Origin of the sequence: Agrobacterium sp. MA01, assembly GCF_009650195.1 — a bacterium.
Taxonomy (GTDB): domain Bacteria; phylum Pseudomonadota; class Alphaproteobacteria; order Rhizobiales; family Rhizobiaceae; genus Allorhizobium.
This window is the reverse complement of the sequence record NZ_CP045854.1, coordinates 568,354-583,013: the sequence shown is the minus strand read 5'-3', so window position 1 is coordinate 583,013 and position 14,660 is coordinate 568,354. Positions and strand designations below refer to the sequence as shown.

Sequence of the window (14,660 nt, the reverse complement as noted above, 5' to 3'; positions counted from 1 at the left end):
CCATGCGTGTTCTCGTCACAGGCGCCACGGGTTTTCTGGGCGGTCGGCTGATCCGGTATCTGGCGGCCCGCGGATTTGAGACGGTCGGGCTCGGTCGTGATGAGGCCCGTTGCCGTCATCTCCAGGATCTGGGTTTCGCGACCGTTTGCGCGGATATGTCCCGACCCGTGCTTCAACTTGTCGATGAGATCGGCAGCGTGGATGCTGTGGTGCATTGTGCGGCACTCTCGGCATCCTGGGGAAAGCCTGCAGCCTTTCGCCTGGCCAATGTCGAGGGCACGGGCCATGTGCTTGATCTGGCTCATGCGCTCAAGGCTCTTCGCTTCGTCAACATATCCTCGCCAACGGTTTATTTCGAACTCAAGGACAAGACCGACGTCGCCGAAACGGCGCCACTGCCGCCTCCGATCAACGCCTATGCCCGAACCAAGGCCGAGGCCGAAGCAATGGTTCTTGCCCGAGGGAGTGTCGGCCCGGTGAACCTGCGGCCGCGTGGCATCTATGGCCTTGGCGACCAGACGCTGCTGCCTCGGATCACGGCTGCTGCCCGCCATGGTCCCCTGCCGCTGTTGCGGTCCGGCGCGGCCGCCATCGATCTTACCCATGTTGATGATGTTGTGCAGGCCATCGAGGCGGCTTTGACGATCAGTGATATCGAGGGGCAGACCTTCAACATTTCGAGTGGCGAAATGGTGCCGGTGCGTCACATCGTCGAGCGTGTTTGTTCAAGGCTTGCAATCGAGCTGCGCTGGAGACGCGTGCCGTTTTATCCGGCGCTGGCGGCTGCTCGCCTGGTGGAACTGGTGAGCCTTGCCCGTTCGGCCTCAACCGAGCCCCTGGTTACGCCCTATACGCTCGGTCTATTTGCGTTTTGCCAGAGCCTCGATATCTCCAAGGCCCGCCGGATGCTTGGCTGGCGACCTCGGATCTCATTCGAAGAGGGGCTTGCAATGACGATTGCCCAGGGGCGCGGGCCATGAGACCGGTGTTTGCCAACGGCGCCTTTGTCAGCGCGCCGGAACGCTTTTATCTTCGCGGCGGGGGCTGGCGGCCCGTGCCTCTGAGGGTGCGCTATGGTCTTTTCGAGCATCCGACAGCGGGGCTTGTGCTGATCGATACGGGCTATGGGCCGCGGGTGACGCAGGGCAAGCGCAGCCTCGGCTTGCGCCTCTATAACGCAATCCTCGGTCCGGATCTGGTGACGAGCGGGCAGCCCGCAGCGGTTTTGCAAAGGCTCGGATTTACGCCCGATGATGTCTCTATCGTCATCGTCACCCATTTCCATGCCGATCATGTCGCGGGTCTCGATGCGTTTGCCAATGCGCGGATCATCGCAAAGCAAGAGATGCTGGGACGCGTCCTGCGGGCGCCCGTTCGGGCCAATCTGCGCCACGGCATATTCACCGAGCTTCTGCCTGCCGGCCTTCTTTCGCGAACGGTCGATGTCGACGGATTTGCCCTGATCGAGGCGCCGCTTGGCCTTGGGAAAGGCCGCGACCTTTTCGGTGACGGCAGCGTGCTTGCCATCGATCTTCCGGGGCATGCCGCCGGCCATTTCGGTCTGTGCTTTAGCGCCATGCCACGGCCACTTCTCTATGCAGTCGATGCACAATGGTGCGGGGATGCATTGGTGCCGGAGCGGCGTCCGGGCTTTCCCGCAAGCCTCGTGGCTGACGATCCCTTGGCCCTTGCCGAGAGCACCCGTCGCGTCCTTGCCTTTCAGGAGGCGGGCGGTGAGGTACTTTTGTGTCACGATCCTGCGGTCAGCCCGCACGATCTGAGTAAGGGCATGCCGTGACCTCCCGCCTTCGCATTGCATCCGCCTTTGCGCAAACGCTCTGGACCTCGCGGGCCGGGCGCTCGCGTGCCGCCTTCGAGCGCTGGCAGTCCTTGGCGCTTCAGCGCTGGCTCGACCACAGCCTGTCCGCCGTCGATTTCTACCGAGGTGCAGCACGTCGGCTGGAGATGCTGCCCATCATCGACAAGGCCGTGGTCATGGGCGAGTTTGCCGCCTTCAACCGAGGGCGGATCAGCGCTGAAGAGGGATGGCGCGCTTTTGAGACCACCGGCCAGATCGGGGAGGTCAGCCTTGGCGCCAGCACCGGCACGAGCGGCAATCGGACGCTTTATGCTGTTGACGCCTGCGACAAAGACCGCTGGCTGGGCGCCATTCTCGCAAAGGCCGTGCCGCGGTTCCTCCTTGATCCCGAAAGGGTTGCTGTCATCCTGCCGCAGAACTCCGCGCTTTATGACGGCGCCAATCGCTCCCGCTTGCTGCGGCTGATGTTTTTCGACCTCAACCGGGGTATCGAGGCCTGGCTGCATGACCTTGAGAGGTTTGCACCCACCACCATCGTTGCGCCGCCTCGGGTTTTGCGCCATCTTGCCGAGCACGCCGAACGGCTGCAGCCGAGACGCATCTTTGCCGGAGGCGAAACGCTGGATCCCTTCGACCGCACAATCATCGAGACCCGCTTTGGCAAGAGGCTGGGGCAGATCTATATGGCGACGGAAGGGCTTTTCGCTGTCTCCTGCTCGCATGGGACCCTGCATCTTGCCGAAGACGCCAATTTCTTCGAATTCGAGGCGGTGGAGAGCGGGCTGGTTTCGCCCCGTGTGACCTGCTTCCGGCGCCAGTTCCAGATCATGGCGCGGTACCGCATGAACGACCTTCTGCGCCTGTCCAACAGCCCCTGCGCCTGTGGATCGCCGCTCCGGGTTGTCGACGAGATCGTCGGTCGGCTGGATGACGCGTTTGTTTTTGACCGTGCGGATGGCATGCGGCTTCTGGTGACGCCTGATGTGATGCGCAATGCAGTGCTGGGGGCCGATCGCTCGATCACCGATTTTCGCATCCTGCGGGAGGCGGCTCAGCAGATAGCGCTTGTTCTGGAGCCGAAACTTGCCGCCCATGGTGCAAAGGCGGCCCGGGATGCACTCGCCGATGTGTTTTCGCGGCGCGGGCTGTCCCCGACACTTATCCTTCGACAGCAGGCGATGGAATTTGAGCCTCACCGGAAGCTTCGACGGGTGGAAAATCGGCTTCCGCCTGAGGATGCACGATGATGACACTTTCTGGAGCGGGTAGCGCGGTGTCGAATGAGCCGGAGGCGGTTCGTCGTTTCGTGGCGCTTTTCAACGCCTATCCCGTCCCGGACCTCATTGGCAACCTCTCGACAAAGGTTGATGCAATCGACGTGGAAGGGCGTCATTTTCCGATTACCCTTAACGAGCAACGCGATGCTCCGACCTGCTATATCTGTTGCCCAAGCAGCGCCTATATCGACTATGCCCTCGACGAGACACGCAATTTTGCCAGCGCTCCCCTCTTGCGTTGGGCTGCATCTGGCCTGATCCGTGCCTGCGGCCCGCTTTTGAGGGCCAGTGGGCTCGATCAGCAGGTGCAGGTCAACAACTGGCTGCTGTCCACCAATCCGGTGCCGGCCATCAGCGCCTCGGGGGCCTCCGGGCTGGTGGCAGAGTTGTGCGAGCGATATCCCAATCGGGCGATTATCATCCGCTCATTGAACGAAATGGCTGACGGGTCTTCGATCCGTCATCTGAGGGCGGCGGGATTTCGCATGATCGCGGCGCGGCGGATCTATCTGTTTTCCGGCAATGACGGACGCAAGACGCAGAACCAAGGGTATGACCGCAAGCTCATCAGTCGGACAGCCTACCGGTTTGCTGCCGGAGAAAGCTTTACCGAAGCGGATTACGAGCGTGCAGCCGAGCTTTACGCGCTGCTGTATCTGGAAAAATATACCCCGCTCAATCCGCAATATACCGCGCTTTACATCAGGGAGATGCACAGGCGCGGCCTGTTTGACCTCGTAGGCTTCCGGGACGGCGCGGGCAGGCTTGCGGCGGTGTCCGGCTTTTTCGCCAATGGTCGCACGCTGACGCAACCGATCGTCGGCTATGATACGAGCCTGCCGCTGAAGGATGGACTTTATCGGCTGGTCATGGCGACAGGCCAGATGATCGCGGCCGAGCGTGGGCTGTTTTTCAACATGAGTGCCGGGGCGGGCCGTTTCAAAAGCCTGCGCGGAGCAGTACCCGTCATCGAATACAATGCCGTCTATGTCGCGCATCTTCCGGCACGCCAGCGCCTGGCGGTGCGGGTCATGGAGGCGTTGCTGCGGCGTATAGGCATTCCGCTTCTGGAGGGTTTTGACCTGTGAGCATGTCTCCCGACACCTGGCAGGCCGTTGCCATTGCCTCTGAGATTGGCAAGAGACCGCGGCGGATATTGCTGGCAGGACTGCCTGTGGTGCTGTTTCGCAGCGGCGAGACGATTGCCGCTTTGCATGATCGCTGCCCCCACCGGCATGTGGAACTCTCGAAGGGCAAAGTCAAAGACGGTGAGATCGAGTGTCCGTATCACGGCTGGCGATTCAACGCGGCAGGTTTCTGTACGGCCATTCCCGGTCATACGGGTGCCGTGCCCGGCTATCGCGTGCCACGATTGACGACATTCGTGAAGGAGGGTGTGGTGTTCGTGGCAAGCGGCGCGCCCAAGGACGAGCCCTATCTGCACTGCGCCGAGGGGCAGAAGATCATCGTCAAGCTTGTGAGCAGCAGCACGCGCTCGACGCTGGTCGATGCCGCCGAGAACATTCTCGATGCAACACACACCCATTTCACCCACAAGGGCCTTCTGCGCGGATTGAGCAGCGAGCGGCAGCGCGTGCGTGTCGATGTCACCGGCGGTCCCGGCTGGGTCGAGGCGTGTTATACCGGCGAAGATCGGCAAAACGGCCTGATCAGCCGTTTGCTGGAGGGGGAGCGGGTGAGGACGATTGGGCGTTTCCGCTATCCCGGTATTGCCGAACTGGAATACTGGGGGCCGAAGGGCCTGGTGCTTGCGACGACATTCCATCTCCGACAGGCGGCGGAGAGCCAGGTGGATGGGATCGGTTGCCTGATCGGGCCGCAGGGCGGTCTGCTTGATCACCTGAAGTCTCTGGCTTTCCAGCCCATGTTCCGCGTTGCCCTGGAACAGGACCGGCGGGTACTGGCATCGGCAAGCCTGAATGCGGCTTACTGGCCGCAGGCATCGGCGATCATCGGACCGCTTGATTTCCTGCGTCGAAGCATCGAGGCAATCATGGACGGTGCAGCGCCGCCTGCTGCCAATCAGCCGGAGAGTTTCTCTTTCGAACTCTGATCCGGCCCGTCCCATTCGATATCGCGGGTGGAGGCGCGTTGAAGGGAAATGCGGTGGCGAAGGGCGAGCGCCGCGATTTCGCCAAGCGCACGCCATTGCGCGCGTTTTGGTTCAGGGTCTTGCGGCCAGTCGAGAAGCTCCTCCGCACTTTTGAGGTCATGCATAAAGCTGCGGAGATCGCCACGGCGCAGAGCGGCTGGCAGCCCGTAGATCCACAAGGCAAGGCGGACTGTCTGCGGGCTGGATATATCCGGTTTCAGGCTGCCTTCGCCTGTCCAGATCGCCTGTGCGAATGGCTTTGGATCGCAGAAGAAATGCAGCCCGCTTGTAGCGCGCGGATTGCATTCAAGCGGCAGTACGGCACCGTCGGTCTTGAGGATCAGGTCGAAGGAAAGCTGGCCCGTCCAACCGGTGCCGGCGGCAAAATCCGTCACGAAAGCCTTGGCCGCCTCGTTCTCAACAGGCTTGAAATAAATGCCCGCGCCCTTGCCGGCACGGTAGATTGAGCTGTAGAGCGAAAGCGCCTGCAGACGGCCATTCTGCGCGATGGCGTAGGCACTGATCTCCTGTCCCGCGATGAATTCCTGGGCGAGCCAGGGTGCCTGAGGCGTTGGCGCAAGAGCGTCTACCTCTTCAGGTTTCGGCTGAAGCAGCACCCGGCTCGCAAAGCGCGACCAGGCGGGTTTGAAAACCATCTGAGACGCCATCGAGCGGATAGAGGCAAGGTCGGCTCTGTTCTGCAGGAGCACGGTATGCGGCACTGCCAGTTTGAGGCTTTTGCAGATTTCGATGAAATCAAACTTGTTGTGCGCCCGTGTAAGGACATCTGCGTCTGGCGCGAACAGCCGTGCCGTCATCCCCCGTTCCCGCCAGAGTGCAGCCAGATAAAAGATCTCCTCGCAGGTCGGCACGACCAATGAGACATTTTCCCGTTTCACCAGGTCTTCGACCACATCGGCATAGCTTTTCGGTTCAAAACGCGGCGGCGGCAAACGAAAATAGCCATCGCAGGCACGGCTGGTGGCTGAAATCGGTTTGGCTGGCGTGTCGGCAAGCAGCACGCGCCAACCTGCGCCGTGGAAGAGCCGCGCGAGGTGCAATGCCACCGGTGCCCTCGCCCCCGTGATTAAAACTGACCGACTTAAAACCGAAGCCACCATCGTTGCTGCGTCCTACTGTACTGGTGTCGTAGCGGAGATACTGGCATGCCGCAGAGCTTTGCCTGACGCATTAGCCAACAGACGTTCCAGGCACAAGATCATCGAGCCGCAACGTTGCGGTTGCTAGGCCCTGTTGACAAATTGGCGGCTTCACGACGAAAATCCACGCCCGAGCAGACGGTCATCCTTCTCATTCGAGGTCAGGACGTGGATGCACAGGCCGAGTTTAGCCGCCAAGCAATCCCAGCCACCGTCGCCAATGCGGTTCCGGGTCTCGCAGGGCCCGTGACAACGAGAATGGGCATCACACCTATCTCTAACGACGATGCCTTGACGACCTTGTATGAACGAGCGGACAAGCTTCTTTACGAAGCCAAGAGTGCGGGACGAAATAGAACCCGCAGCGCGATAGGTCCCACGCATTCATCGAAATCCGCCCAGATCGATAGGGTCATGATTGCATAGCCCGCGGCAGCGCCGGCCATGCGGTTCATAACGACGAACTGTTTTGCAGAGATCTCACTGTCTGCAAGTGGCGGAAAGGCTACGAGCCACTTGCGCGAGCCGCGTCTGATTTCAGGTGCCTGCCGCGAAGTTTCTACGACCGAGATGGTGGAGGGTTTCGGGTGCCGTCAGGCGTACGAAAGCATCCACCATTGCCGTCATTCGCTTTTGCAATTCGCTAAATCGAAAGCTGTCGTTCAATTAATTGCGCTGGTAATAGGATGAAACGGGGGGAAACCCTCGGCGTTTGGGCCGAAACAACAGAGACTAATCGATGGTATTGCCCACGGTGTATTGCGACTATTGGCTGTGGGCCAAGGGGCAAGTCCATCGCCTCCAACAGCCGTCCCCCTTCACCCAACGTACCGCTGTTCGAGGCGCACGGCTTTGTCTCGCGCGAAGCTGGCATCACCACGACACCCTGCATTCTGAATACCAACCAGAGCGAAACATTGCACAAATGCCCAGTGAGACACCCAAGGGGAGAGGCATGACATCAAGGATCGTATCGGCGCTGCTGGGCACGGCGCTGCTGAGTTTGGCTGCGGCGGGTCCAGCCCAGGCGGTGATCATTCTCGACAGCACCTGGGCCGATCAGGGCGGGGCGGCTGGTGCGGAAGGCGACGGATTCGGCGCCGCCAAGGCGCTGGCCATGGAGCCACAATTTTGCGCCATCATGAGCTTTTTCGACGGCGAGCAGATTGGCGGCTCCGGCACCTGGATCGGCAATGACCAGGACGGCACGGCTTATGTATTGACTGCGGCGCATAATTTCGGCGATGGTAACGACCCCGCCACCTGGACCTATTACACCCGCGCTGGTACCGAATTTACCGCCAAGGCCGTGCATATCCATCCCAATTACGACGCCAATAGCGACGAAACGCCCGGCTATGACATGGCCATCGTGGAATTGAACGGGCCCGTGACGGATTGCGATACGCCGCCACTCCTTTATGGCGGGGACGATGAACTGGGACAACGCGCCACCATGGTCGGCTTTGGCTCGAGGGGCATCGGCTCGGTCGGCCAGGATGACAAATATTACAGTAGCGAAGATGCCGCTGCGGCGCGCAACATCATCGACGTGGTCGAGGACCCCGCCCCCGACGGCAAAGGCGGCAATCAGTTGCTGGTCGACTTCGACAGCGAGGACGGTTCCACCAATGTCTTCGAGGACGGCAATTCCCTGCCGGTTGATGAATATGAAGGCGTGCTGGGCTCGGGTGACAGCGGCGGCTCGCTCTGGATCGAGACCGACGAGGGTTGGGCTATTGTCGGGGTCAACGCCTGGGGCGACGATGCGGTTTATGGTTCGACCGGCGGTTTCGGCCGGATCAGCACGCAATATGACTGGGTCAAGTCCATCTTCGATGCGAACTTCACCAACGAGTAAGCACAGGTGCGGCGAACGCCGCCTGACCGTTTGGCGACCCACCACGGGCCTTTCGCCCTTGAGACATTTGCAAGCACGACATTCGGTTACCGAGCCATTGAACCACCAGGTTCAACGTCCCGGCACGACCGTTCAGCTAGGCCAGTGATCATGGCTGATAGGGCGATTTTCTGCCTGTCCGCCGGCGGCCCTCTTTCGCCCATCTCCCTATGTCCGCTTTTCAAGCAGTGGAACCATTAACGGACAGGCAGGCCCCCCATCACGGACATCGGAGTTACGCAAACAGACCAGCAGCTTTCCACTATTCGGCGTTTCGGCTTGAATGGCCGACATGAAGGCGCAAAGCTGCCAAGCGAAAATGCTCACCTCGTCTCCAGCTTTACGCCCCCGAGCGGAAATTATTGCCGCTCTCCGCCATGTTGACGTCAGCCCAAAGCCAGGGGACAAAGATGGCATCCACGGTCGCTCGCGGCGCAAAAATATAGGGAACTCAAAGGCATTTTTTATAAGCCTTTGAAATTATGTGAGAATCCAGGCTCTCCATGCGGGCCATTTTAGGTCGGTTTTCCGCTCAAAATCAGCGACTGTTTCTCACAGAAAAAAGCGACGCCTTCTCAATAACTCGAGCAATCATGGCTGCGGTTATTCAGGCCATCCGTCTTGCTTGATCGGGTCTTGCAAAATCGGCTGGGGACCGCCAAGCGATGTACCTTATGGGGCCGTTTCCGGACATCCAGTTCCAGCTACTTCTTCCGAAAAGCAGACACTTGGCGCCCCACTTGCTTGGGGCCATGGAGGACAAGCGCGGGCAAAGGCCCAGGCTCGCTGCTTGAGATATGATTCGCCGGAGGTCTTCACTGCCGAATAGGTCGCCAAACCGATCGCGAGCTTAAGCAGGATATGTTTGGCGAACAGCCGTCAAGACGACCCGCCTTCTTGCAGCGACCCAATCAACTCATGATCACGAAATCCGTGCCAGTCCGGCTGTCTGGAGCAAGCGGAGCGTCCGTCAGAATGAGGACTGCGCCGGGGTGCAGAACCCTTTGCATGGCCGACACGAAAGGCGGGTCGGCGGATATCCGGGAGAGAAGGTTTGCAGTCGTGCTGACAACAGCCTCGTCCTCGTTCGGATTGGCAAACGCAATCCAGCGCATGCCCAGGACGGCGTCATCGAGGTCGTCAAGCAGGAATACATGGCTGCTGAATTTGTCCCTGCCGCTCACGGTGATCCTTCCCTCGGCGCGGATTTCAGAGTTTTCGACCAGCAAGGCCCGCCCATCGAAGGTCGACATGATGACCGAAACCACGGGCTGCTTCTTCAGGTCCGTCCAGTCGTTCGGCCGCTGTTTGCCGTGCAGCGCCGCCACGGCATCGCCGAATTCCCGGGCGGCGTAGGCACCGAGCACCATGCCCGGATGGGTGAGTTCCTGCGGATCTGCGGCAGCGCCCGAAATGATGACGGGTGTGCCGAGATGGGTGATGTCGAAGAGACGTTCGGAAAAGGCCATAGGCAGGCGCACGCAGCCATGTGAGGCCGGATATCCCGGCAGATTGCCGGCATGAAGCGCGATGCCAGACCACGTCAGCCGGCTCATGTTTGGCATTGGCGCGTCGTCATAGGTGCTGGACTTGTGGTGCTTGTCCTTCTGCAGCACGACGAAAACGCCGGTCGGCGTCTCATGCCCCGGCTTTCCGGTGGAACAGGTGGCGACCGCTATGCGGATACCGTTGCGATAGACATGCACGCGCTGCTCCGGCAGCGAGACGACGATCGCCACCGGCCCGGTCCGCTGTCGTTCGGGATGCCAGGTGAATTCGCCGGGCTTCAAGGCCGCGACCTCCTTCATCACCTCCCCGGCCAAGAGTGCGACCGGACTGCCTAGAAGCGCGACCGCCGAAATGCCCTTCACAAAAAGACGCTTGTCATCGTCTGTCTTCGTCATGGTCGATCTCTCGTTCACAATTTCGACGTGAGAGACCATTTCAGGGCCGACCGCGGGTGTCCAATGAGTTTCTCTCTTGAATTTTAAATAATCCTCATGAAACGTTAGTTTCAGGCGCACCCACTCTCGCTTGTGCCGGGGTGCAGGGCGCCCGATATCGAGCGCATTGCCGCATCAAGGATTACGCGATGGATTTCAGGCATAATCTCAGGGCCTTGCACACGTTTGAAACGGTATCCCGCCATCTGTCCGTGGCGGCGGCGGCGGACGAACTGGGCGTCACGCAAAGTGCCGTCAGCCATCAGTTGCGGCTGCTCGGAGAGATCGTCGGAGAACGACTGATCCAGAAAAGTGGTCGCGGCATCGCATTGACAGACGCTGGCCGGGACCTTGCGCGACGGCTGCAGCCGGCCTTTGCCGAGATCGACCGATCCTTGGCCGTAGCGATCGGCGGCACACGCGATCGGGTGCGGCTCGCGATTTGCAGCAGTTTCGCCCAGGCCTGGCTGGTACCGCGGCTGCATTCCTTCTATGCGGCCCATCCGGATATCGATCTGCAGATCATCATGTATGCGCAGGATCCGGAACTCACGGATGCAACGGGTGATGCGTTCGTGACGACGCTCCCCAAGGATCGCGGCTATTACGCGCAACTGCTCTGGCCGGAGAATCTGGTTGCAGTCGTGTCGTCAACAGTTGCAGCGCGAAACAAGAGCTTCGATTACATTACCACCGAACTGCAGCCTGGAAAGATCGGCTCGGACTGGCAGACCTATGCGCGACACAGCGGCCGGGCGGATCTCCTTCCCCTCACCTGCCGCTGGCTGTTCGCATCCCACTATGTAATCGCGCTCGACATGGTTCGCCAGAACCTCGGTGCGGCGCTCGTACCAGACTTTCTCGCACAGCCCGACATAGAAACGGGAAGAATGGTGCTTCTGGACGAAGCACTGCTTCCCACCCACGAGGATTATCACCTGTGCATCAAGGAAAGCCGCAGAACTGAACCTGCTCTCGACGCCTTGCTGCGGTGGTTCAAGCAGGAGCTCGGCAGATCGGAGCGCCGCGCGACGGACAACCGTTTGAAACTGGTGCAACCATGAAACCCTCTCACATTGGACGAATATAATTCACTGGTTCGCAGGCTTTAGGCATGTCAGTCTCGGGACATCGAGAGGTTGCAATTCGATCTCTTGAAGCCTTCCCAACGGGAGATGTCGGATGCGTATGTGGCGTGCGTTCGTGGGTGTAGTGGTCGCGATGGCGCTTGTCGTCATTGCAGATTTCGGGCAGCAAGCGGCACTCGCGCAGGAACGCAGCGCCCGGGTCGAATTCGGCCGGGGCCAGAGCTCAACGGTCATCCGCGGGACGGTCCGGGGCTACGAAGGCGCCAATTACCGCATCAATGTCCGTGGCGGCCAGAGGCTCGCCGTCACCATGGATAGCTCGAACAGCAGCAACTACTTCAACATTCTCGGCCCCGGCGGTGGCGAGGCCCTTTTCAACGGCTCAATCTCGGGCGATTTTGCCGACATCATCGTGCCCGACAGCGGAGACTACACCGTGCAGGTCTACCTGATGCGCAATGCCGCGCGCCGCAATGAGCAGGCGCGCTTCACGCTGCGCATCGAGGTCACCGGCGGCAGGCCGATTGCGCCGCCCGCACCTGATTTCGCCGACGGCCTGTCCGGCGGGCCGGACTTCTTCCAGGTGGCGGGCATTTCGCGCGGCGATGCCTTGAACATCCGCACCCGCCCGAGTGCCCAGAGCCCAATCGTGACGCGCGTGGTCAATGGCGAGATCCTGCGCAATGGCGGCTGCCGCATGACCGGACAAACACGCTGGTGCCGGGTTTCCCGGCCTGATGGCAGCAATGCCGGCTGGGCGGCTGGACGGTTCCTGGTCGAGGCGAGCAACTGAGCCAGATCAGGCCCTGATGAAGCAAAACAGGAGGGGAGACGGGTGATCAGGTTCATAACGACATCAGGAATGATCTGCCTTGCTTTGGGGCTGCTTGCGGGCTGCACCTCGGACGGAACATCGCAACTGCCGCCAACGGCTGCCGCTACTCCGAGGTTGATGGACGAGAGCGTGCCGCCGGCTGCCCGTAGCGCCTGTCTGGCAGCAGTATCCAACACCACGAATAATGGCGATGTCGAGATCATCGAAATGATCTTCTCGGAAGCCAACTCGCAGGTCACCGTTGGCGTTGGACCGACGCGCGCACCGTGGAACTGCATCGTCTCCAATAGCGGAGTGGTCGCCAACGTGATGTCCATGACGAACGAGGGCTCTCTGTGAGAACCGCTTCCTAACGGTGCCGGCTCGCTCCGGCACCGGATCTCCGCACTATGAGCGGAGGACCCGGCCACGACACGTTTTCATCATTGATCAAAAACGAGGACCCTCATGCAGCGCCTGACGCCTCTCGTCCTGCTGTGCCTGTCTGCCGCCATGTCCGCGCAGGCGGCCGAATTGGTTCCGGTGCCAGAGATCGGCCCGGACCAGCTATCGTTCTCTGTGACCAACATGGACATGTCGGTCGATCCGGGCACCGATTTCTACCGCTATGCGGTGGGCGGCTGGCTCGACCGTGTCGAACGTCCCGCCGACCGCGTCAGCATCGGGACCTTCGACTTCATGGGGCTGAGACTGACGGCGCAGATGAAGAACCTGATCGCGGAGGCCGGGGAGAAATCCGCAACCGCGACAAAGGGAAGTCCGCTGCAGCAGGTCGGCGCTTTTTACAACTCCTACATGGATGTTGCCGCCCTCGACGCGAAGGGCATAGCGCCCATCGAGCCTGAACTGGCCAGGATCGACGCCATCGCGAGCCTCAACGATCTCGCGACCTATCTCGGGCACTATGTTTCCGTTGCTGGAGAGGTTCCCCTGGTCGGCATCGTTCCCTCGGCAGATCAGGCCGATACGACGAAGATGGTGCTCTTCATCGTCAAGGGTTCCCTAATCTTCAATCAGGAAAACCTCTACGAGGCTCCGGCGGGTTCGGCACTCGATATTGCTCTGAGGGGCAACCTGAAGACCGTGCTGGAACAGGCCGGATACGAAACTGCCCGTGCGGCGACCGTCGTCGACATGGTGGCCGATCTGGAGCGCGAGCTGCATGGAGCGACTCTGACGCCGGTCGAATCGATGAACCCGGACAACAGCTACCAGCCCAAACCCTTCGACGCTGTTCAGGCCGAGATCCCGGCACTCGATCTCACGAAAATCCTCGCAGCCGTCAACGCCGCGGTGCCGGAGACGATTGTCCAGACGCAACCCCGCTATCTTGCGGCACTTTCGCGGGTGCTGGCGGACAGGCCACTCTCCGACATCAAGGACTACCTCAAGGTCAGGGTCATCAACCACTTCAAGCCGTTCCTTGGGACACGCTTCGATGGCAGTGCCCGCGAATGGAACCGGATCGTCTTTGGCATTGACCGGCTCCCGCCGCGCGAGGAGCTCGTCCAACAGAGCCTGCAGGCCAACATCGGTCATCCCGTTTCGCGTCTCTATGTCGAGCGCCACTTCTCCGAGGAGACGAAGGTCAAGGCGACAGACATGGTGGAGCGTGTCCACCAGACCTTCGAGAACCGCATGAAGGGCCTGACCTGGCTCAACGACGACACCAAGAAAGCGGCCCTCACAAAGCTTGAAAAACTCTCTTACAAGATCGGCTATCCGGAAGACTGGATCGACTATTCGACCGTCGACATCCGCGCGGATGATCTGGTCGGCAACATCATGCGGATCAATGCCTTCGATACCGCGCGCTCCTATGCGAAACTCGGCAAGCCGGTGGAACACGAGGCCTTCGCGGATTCCACCTCGACATTGCCCGTTATCATCAATGCCGGCTACGACATGCAGATCAACGGCTTTGAGGTGCCAGCCGCGATCCTGCAGCCGGCGGCTTTCGAGGCGACGAAAGATGCGCCCACCTATTTCTGCCGCATCGGCGCGGTGCTCGGGCACGAGATGACCCATGGCTTCGACAGCCGGGGCCGGCTCTATGATGCCGATGGCAATCTCAACAACTGGTGGAAGCCGCAGGACGCGAACGCATTCGACAAAGAGGCCGCCAAACTCATCGAACAGGCTGGTGCCTATGAGGTGCTGCCGGGTCTCAAGCTGAACGGTGCGCTTAGCGTCGGGGAGAACATGGCGGATGTGGGCGGCATCAACTTCGCCTTCGACGCGCTCAAGGACTATCTGGCGGAGCATCCGGAAGAAAATGTCTCGATCGATGGCCTGACGCCCGAGCAGCGCTGCTTCATCTCCTGGGCCCAGTTCTGGGCGATGAAGGTGACGGACGAGGCCATCCGCAGCGTCTTTATGAGCAATGCGCATCCGCCCGGCTTCTACCGCGCGACGGCAGCGCTCAAGCATGTCGACGGGTTTTACGAGGCCTTCGACATCAAGGAGGGCGACAAGGAATGGGTGCCGCCGGAACGGCGCGTGAAAGCTTGGTGAGCGGATCGCCG

12 protein-coding genes are annotated in these 14,660 nt (G+C 60.6%); 10 read left to right on the top strand and 2 right to left on the bottom strand.

All coding sequences use genetic code 11. From position 1 onward, the window contains the following. Positions 1–2 precede the first annotated feature (2 nt). The 5 genes from GH983_RS02650 to GH983_RS02630 are packed head-to-tail and all read left to right on the top strand — an operon-like array spanning position 3 to position 5,170. Positions 3–980, top strand: a complete 978-nt coding sequence (locus GH983_RS02650; RefSeq protein WP_153761534.1) for an NAD(P)-dependent oxidoreductase — start codon at positions 3–5, stop codon at positions 978–980. Then, positions 977–1,798, top strand: a complete 822-nt coding sequence (locus tag GH983_RS02645; protein ID WP_153761533.1) for an MBL fold metallo-hydrolase — start codon at positions 977–979, stop codon at positions 1,796–1,798. The genes GH983_RS02650 and GH983_RS02645 overlap by 4 nt, the downstream gene beginning before the upstream one ends. Beyond that, positions 1,795–3,066 carry an AMP-binding protein gene (locus GH983_RS02640; RefSeq protein ID WP_153761532.1) on the top strand — a complete coding sequence of 424 codons (1,272 nt, stop codon included), beginning with the start codon at positions 1,795–1,797 and terminating at the stop codon, positions 3,064–3,066. The genes GH983_RS02645 and GH983_RS02640 overlap by 4 nt, the downstream gene beginning before the upstream one ends. Beyond that, on the top strand, positions 3,063–4,184 hold the full coding sequence (locus GH983_RS02635) for a GNAT family N-acetyltransferase (RefSeq protein WP_153761531.1): 1,122 nt from the start codon (positions 3,063–3,065) through the stop codon (positions 4,182–4,184). Before GH983_RS02640 ends, GH983_RS02635 begins: the two co-directional genes overlap by 4 nt. Positions 4,185–4,186: 2 nt before the next feature. Then, the gene (locus GH983_RS02630) at positions 4,187–5,170 is read left to right on the top strand and encodes a Rieske 2Fe-2S domain-containing protein (RefSeq protein WP_153763535.1); all 984 of its coding nucleotides are present in this window, start codon (positions 4,187–4,189) and stop codon (positions 5,168–5,170) included. On the opposite strand, the gene GH983_RS02625 is transcribed toward GH983_RS02630, so the two are convergent. Beyond that, positions 5,140–6,276: an ATP-grasp domain-containing protein gene (locus tag GH983_RS02625; protein WP_246727485.1), complete on the bottom strand. Its 1,137-nt coding sequence runs from the start codon at positions 6,274–6,276 to the stop codon at positions 5,140–5,142. The two genes, GH983_RS02630 and GH983_RS02625, sit on opposite strands and share 31 nt — an antisense overlap. 1,048 nt (positions 6,277–7,324) lie before the next feature. Between GH983_RS02625 and GH983_RS02615 the strand changes: the two genes are divergently transcribed. Next, positions 7,325–8,230 (top strand): trypsin-like peptidase domain-containing protein, encoded by a 906-nt coding sequence (locus GH983_RS02615; RefSeq protein ID WP_194842774.1) that lies wholly within the window; start codon positions 7,325–7,327, stop codon positions 8,228–8,230. Between the two features lie 950 nt (positions 8,231–9,180). Here GH983_RS02615 and GH983_RS02610 read toward each other — a convergent pair. Then, positions 9,181–10,173 (bottom strand): L,D-transpeptidase, encoded by a 993-nt coding sequence (locus GH983_RS02610; protein WP_054148744.1) that lies wholly within the window; start codon positions 10,171–10,173, stop codon positions 9,181–9,183. Positions 10,174–10,361: 188 nt separating this feature from the next. Here GH983_RS02610 and GH983_RS02605 point away from each other — a divergent pair, with 188 nt between their 5' ends. From GH983_RS02605 to GH983_RS02590, 4 genes are all read left to right on the top strand, one after another. Next, positions 10,362–11,276 carry a LysR family transcriptional regulator gene (locus GH983_RS02605; protein WP_054148743.1) on the top strand — a complete coding sequence of 305 codons (915 nt, stop codon included), beginning with the start codon at positions 10,362–10,364 and terminating at the stop codon, positions 11,274–11,276. A 118-nt stretch (positions 11,277–11,394) separates the two neighbouring features. Next, the gene (locus GH983_RS02600) at positions 11,395–12,093 is read left to right on the top strand and encodes an SH3 domain-containing protein (protein ID WP_246727484.1); all 699 of its coding nucleotides are present in this window, start codon (positions 11,395–11,397) and stop codon (positions 12,091–12,093) included. Positions 12,094–12,135: 42 nt separating this feature from the next. Continuing rightward, positions 12,136–12,474 carry a hypothetical protein gene (locus GH983_RS02595; RefSeq protein ID WP_246727482.1) on the top strand — a complete coding sequence of 113 codons (339 nt, stop codon included), beginning with the start codon at positions 12,136–12,138 and terminating at the stop codon, positions 12,472–12,474. A 108-nt stretch (positions 12,475–12,582) separates the two neighbouring features. After that, the gene (locus GH983_RS02590; protein WP_246727480.1) at positions 12,583–14,649 is read left to right on the top strand and encodes a M13 family metallopeptidase; all 2,067 of its coding nucleotides are present in this window, start codon (positions 12,583–12,585) and stop codon (positions 14,647–14,649) included. Positions 14,650–14,660: the final 11 nt, after the last annotated feature.

What these genes read in the sequence shown, in the direction of transcription:
- GH983_RS02615 (WP_194842774.1), top strand. Translation starts at nt 7,325, where the DNA reads ATGACATCAAGGATCGTATCGGCGCTGCTGGGCACGGCGCTGCTGAGT.
- GH983_RS02635 (WP_153761531.1), top strand. Translation starts at nt 3,063, where the DNA reads ATGATGACACTTTCTGGAGCGGGTAGCGCGGTGTCGAATGAGCCGGAG.
- GH983_RS02650 (WP_153761534.1), top strand. Translation starts at nt 3, where the DNA reads ATGCGTGTTCTCGTCACAGGCGCCACGGGTTTTCTGGGCGGTCGGCTG.
- GH983_RS02630 (WP_153763535.1), top strand. Translation starts at nt 4,187, where the DNA reads ATGTCTCCCGACACCTGGCAGGCCGTTGCCATTGCCTCTGAGATTGGC.
- GH983_RS02590 (WP_246727480.1), top strand. Translation starts at nt 12,583, where the DNA reads ATGCAGCGCCTGACGCCTCTCGTCCTGCTGTGCCTGTCTGCCGCCATG.
- GH983_RS02605 (WP_054148743.1), top strand. Translation starts at nt 10,362, where the DNA reads ATGGATTTCAGGCATAATCTCAGGGCCTTGCACACGTTTGAAACGGTA.
- GH983_RS02600 (WP_246727484.1), top strand. Translation starts at nt 11,395, where the DNA reads ATGCGTATGTGGCGTGCGTTCGTGGGTGTAGTGGTCGCGATGGCGCTT.
- GH983_RS02610 (WP_054148744.1), bottom strand. Translation starts at nt 10,173, where the DNA reads ATGACGAAGACAGACGATGACAAGCGTCTTTTTGTGAAGGGCATTTCG.
- GH983_RS02645 (WP_153761533.1), top strand. Translation starts at nt 977, where the DNA reads ATGAGACCGGTGTTTGCCAACGGCGCCTTTGTCAGCGCGCCGGAACGC.